A 389-nucleotide genomic window follows, 5' to 3' on the forward strand; every position below is an offset into this window, starting at 1 on the left:
TCGCGGCACACGAAATCGATCGCCTCGCTCGCCGTGAGCGAGTTATGCGGGTCGACCGCGACCTTCGCGCCCACCATGCCGATCAGCACCGACGCCTTGCGCTGCTTGAGGTCCTGCGCAAACATCGCATCGGTGGGGAACGACGGCGTGCTGGTGTGGATGATGACGAGGTCGTACTGCTGCGCGATATCGAGCGTCGCCTCGACCGACAGGCCGTCGGCGGGCGCGTCCAGCACGCGGCTGTCCGGCACCAGCGCCGCGGGCTGCGCGAGCCACGTGGGATACCAGAACGAGCGGATTTCGCGCTTCGCCTGATAGCGCGAACCTGCGCCGCCATCGAAACCGTCGTACGACGGGGCCTGCAAAAACAGCGTTTTCATGAATGCTCC

General features: G+C 65.8%; 1 pseudogene. It reads right to left on the bottom strand.

Annotated features, from left to right (window positions below):
- A pseudogene (locus AC1ECK_RS36695) lies at positions 1-389 on the bottom strand (hopanoid biosynthesis associated radical SAM protein HpnJ); the annotation flags it as partial.

Source organism: Paraburkholderia sp. SSBN10T (genome assembly GCF_056619545.1).